The following is a 3,199-nucleotide window of genomic DNA, read 5'->3' as shown; positions in this document are numbered from 1 at the left end:
ATGCAAAAGGGCGTGAAATACATCTCCGAACTCGGCCTCCTGCGCCCCCTGCAGGATGTCGGTATCGCCGCTGCCCTCATCGCCGACCAGTACAAGGTCAAGGTGGGCACGGTGGGTTACTGCTGGGGCGRCACCGTCGCCGCGCTGGCGGCCCTGCGCCTTGGCCTGCCCTCGTCCAGCTACTACGGCTCGCGCAACCTGCCCTTCCTGACCGAGCCGGCCAGGGCGAACGTCATTTTCCACTTTGGCGAACGCGACCACTCGATCCCGCCCGAGATGGTGGAAAAGCACCGCGAGCTGAAGCCGGAGATGGACACCTGGGTCTACCCCGCCGATCACGGCTTCAACTGCGACGTGCGCGGCAGCTACGACGAGCCCAGCGCGAAGCTGGCCTGGGAGCGCACCCTGTCGTTCTTTGCGCGCGAACTGGCGTGAGCACACCGTTCGAACTCGATGCCCGTCTCGCTGGCGACACCCTTGTCGTCGGCGACCTGGCGCTCTGCCGCGTGCTGCTGATGCGGGACAGCCGGTTCGCGTGGCTGGTCCTGGTCCCTCGCCTCGCAGGCAGGGTCGAGGTCTCGGACCTGACGGAGGGCGATCGCGCCCTGCTCTGGCGGGAAGTCGACGCCGCCGGCGCCGCACTCCGGACCGTCGCGCCCTGCGACAAGCTCAACATCGGCGCCCTGGGCAATATCGTGCGGCAGCTCCACGTCCACGTGGTGGCGCGCTGTGAGGGCGACGCCGCGTGGCCGGGGCCTGTCTGGGGGTCGGGGAAGGCGGAGCCTTATGCCGCGGGCCAAGCCGAGCGCCTGATCGACGCCATCCGCCAACGTCTCGCGCCAGCGCTCTCGTAGGAGCCGATTCATCGGCGATGGGTGTTGCGACACGGTTAGGGATCGCCGATGAATCGGCTCCTACCAAGCGAAAGCAGGGTCACCTGGGCTCCAAAGAAAGAGCCCTGCGGCGAGCCGCTGAAAGCGGTCGCGAGCAGGGCTCGTTTCTTGCGGAACGGCAACCCCTAAGGGTTAGCGCTGGCCGCCCGGCTGGACGTTGCCGCCACCACCGTTCTGCGTGTCATACGGGCTGCTGGAGGCTTCCTTACCTGCCATGCGATCAGGCAGGGCGCCCTTGTTCGGCGTGTCTTCCAGCTGACGAGCCTCGGACTCAACGGCGTTCAGGCGAACCAGCTCACCCTTCTTGTCGTAGTAAACGGCGAAGTTGTAATCCAGCGCCATGCGAGCCATGAAGCCGAGATGGTTGTCACGGATCTTCGAGTCGTCGCTGGGCAGCACGAGGACGGTCTTGGGCAGCTTGCCCTGGTCCTTCAGGTAGGCGAAGTGGCTGCCGGTATCGGCGGCCGAGAGCACGGCACCGTCGACAATGAACTGGCCGCTCTTGTACGCCTTAATGGTGTAGTCGAACTGACCCTGCGTCGTGGCGATGTGGTCATTCTTCGAGGCGCCACTGTGGCAGCCGGCAAGCACGAGCATGCTGGCGAGAAGAATCGCCGCGGCGGCGCGGGCCATCAGGGTGGGAACTCGGATCATGCGTGTCTCCGTGCATTCAATAAGGCGTGGAAGGGGCGAGTTTAACCCGCGCCCGTGTCGGGCGCGTCTGCGACGTGAAGAGTCGTTCAGGTGCTCGGAAGCGTGACGCCGCGCTGGCCCTGGTACTTGCCACCGCGATCGGCGTAAGAAACTTCGCATTCCTCGTCAGATTCGAGGAACAGCATCTGGGCGACGCCTTCGTTGGCGTAAATCTTGGCGGGCAGCGGCGTGGTGTTGGAGAACTCCAGGGTCACGTGACCCTCCCACTCCGGCTCCAGCGGCGTCACGTTCACGATGATGCCGCAGCGGGCATAGGTGCTTTTGCCCAGGCAGATCGTCAGTACCTGGCGCGGAATACGGAAGTACTCAACCGTGCGGGCCAGTGCGAACGAGTTCGGCGGGATGATGCAGACATCCGAATGCACGTCGACGAAGCTGCGCTCGTCGAAGGCTTTCGGATCGACGATGGTCGAGTTGATGTTCGTGAACACCTTGAACTCGGCAGCGCAGCGGACATCGTAGCCGTAGCTGGACGTGCCATAGGACACCAGGCGTTGGCCGTCGCGCTCTTTGACCTGGCCAGGCGCGAACGGCTCGATCATGCCGTGCTCCGCGGCCATGCGGCGGATCCACTTGTCGGACTTGATGCTCACTAACTGATCTCCCTCGCTGGAGCCGGAAAGGTATAGGAACGCCGTCGAACACGCTACTTACGTGTTCTGGATGACGATCTTGGGGAAGGAAATGGCCTTGTTGCGGGCCTGCAACGACAGCCGGGCCGCGGTCGAGCGCGCAATGGCGCGGTAGCGGGCCGTCAGGTCGGAGTCGGGGATGGCCGCCACCGTGGGCTTGCCCTCGTCCGACTGCTGCCGGATGCGGATATCCAGCGGCAGGTCGCCCAGGTAGGGGATGCCAGCCTCTGCCGCCATGCGCGCCCCGCCGCCCTGACCGAAGATGTGCTCTTCGTGGCCGCAGTTCGAGCAGATGTGCGTAGCCATGTTTTCGACCACACCCAGCACCGGCACTTCCACCTTGCGGAACATGCCCAGCGCCTTGCGGGCGTCGAGTAACGCGATGTCCTGCGGGGTCGTGACGATGATCGCGCCGGAGACCGGCACCTTCTGTGACAGGGTCAGCTGGATGTCGCCCGTGCCCGGGGGCAGGTCGATGATGAGGTAGTCGAGCTCCTCCCAGCGGGTGTCCGTCAGCAGCTGCATCAGGGCCTGGGTGACCATGGGGCCGCGCCAGATCATCGGCGTGTCCTCTTCGATCAGCACGCCGATCGACATGGCCTGCAGGCCGTGGGCACGCATCGGCACGATGCTCTTGCCGTCCGGCGAGCTGGGCTTGCCGGTCAGGCCGAGCATGCGCGGCTGGCTGGGGCCGTAGATGTCAGCGTCGAGGATGCCCACTGTGGCGCCTTCAGCTACGAGGGCCAGGGCGAGGTTGACCGAGACGGTGGACTTGCCCACGCCGCCCTTGCCCGACGCGACGGCAATGATGTTCTTCACGCCCGGCAGGGGCGCCAGCTGGCCCTGCACCTTGTGCGCGTGGACGCGCCAGGTGACCGACACAGCCGCCGCGTCGATGGCCGGATCGGCTTCCAGCGCCGCTTTCGCCTCGGCGGCGGCCCTCTCCACGTAGCCCACGGC

5 protein-coding genes are annotated in these 3,199 nt (G+C 65.7%); 2 read left to right on the top strand and 3 right to left on the bottom strand.

Going from position 1 to position 3,199, the window contains the following annotated elements; genetic code table 11:
- Positions 1 to 435: dienelactone hydrolase family protein (locus tag AC1DT2_RS19125; RefSeq protein ID WP_477298052.1), on the top strand; the 435-nt coding region annotated here is incomplete at its 5' end.
- Positions 432 to 854, top strand: coding sequence for an HIT domain-containing protein (locus tag AC1DT2_RS19120; protein ID WP_477298050.1), 423 nt, complete (start codon positions 432 to 434; stop codon positions 852 to 854). The genes AC1DT2_RS19125 and AC1DT2_RS19120, both read left to right, overlap by 4 nt.
- A gap of 171 nt (positions 855 to 1,025) precedes the next feature.
- Here AC1DT2_RS19120 and AC1DT2_RS19115 read toward each other — a convergent pair whose 3' ends face one another.
- The 3 genes from AC1DT2_RS19115 to apbC all read right to left on the bottom strand — a co-directional run.
- A complete protein-coding gene (locus AC1DT2_RS19115; RefSeq protein ID WP_063573582.1) occupies positions 1,026 to 1,547 on the bottom strand; it encodes a hypothetical protein in 522 nt (173 codons plus the stop codon).
- An 86-nt stretch (positions 1,548 to 1,633) separates the two neighbouring features.
- Positions 1,634 to 2,200: a dCTP deaminase gene (gene dcd / locus AC1DT2_RS19110; protein ID WP_063573581.1), complete on the bottom strand. Its 567-nt coding sequence runs from the start codon at positions 2,198 to 2,200 to the stop codon at positions 1,634 to 1,636.
- A 57-nt stretch (positions 2,201 to 2,257) separates the two neighbouring features.
- Positions 2,258 to 3,199, bottom strand: a 942-nt coding sequence (gene apbC / locus AC1DT2_RS19105; protein ID WP_477298048.1) for an iron-sulfur cluster carrier protein ApbC, incomplete at its 5' end; no start/stop codon positions are given.

This window comes from Luteibacter sp. P4_E6 (genome assembly GCF_056401535.1).
The sequence above is the reverse complement of the archived record's forward strand: the minus strand, read 5'-3'. Positions and strand labels throughout refer to the sequence as shown.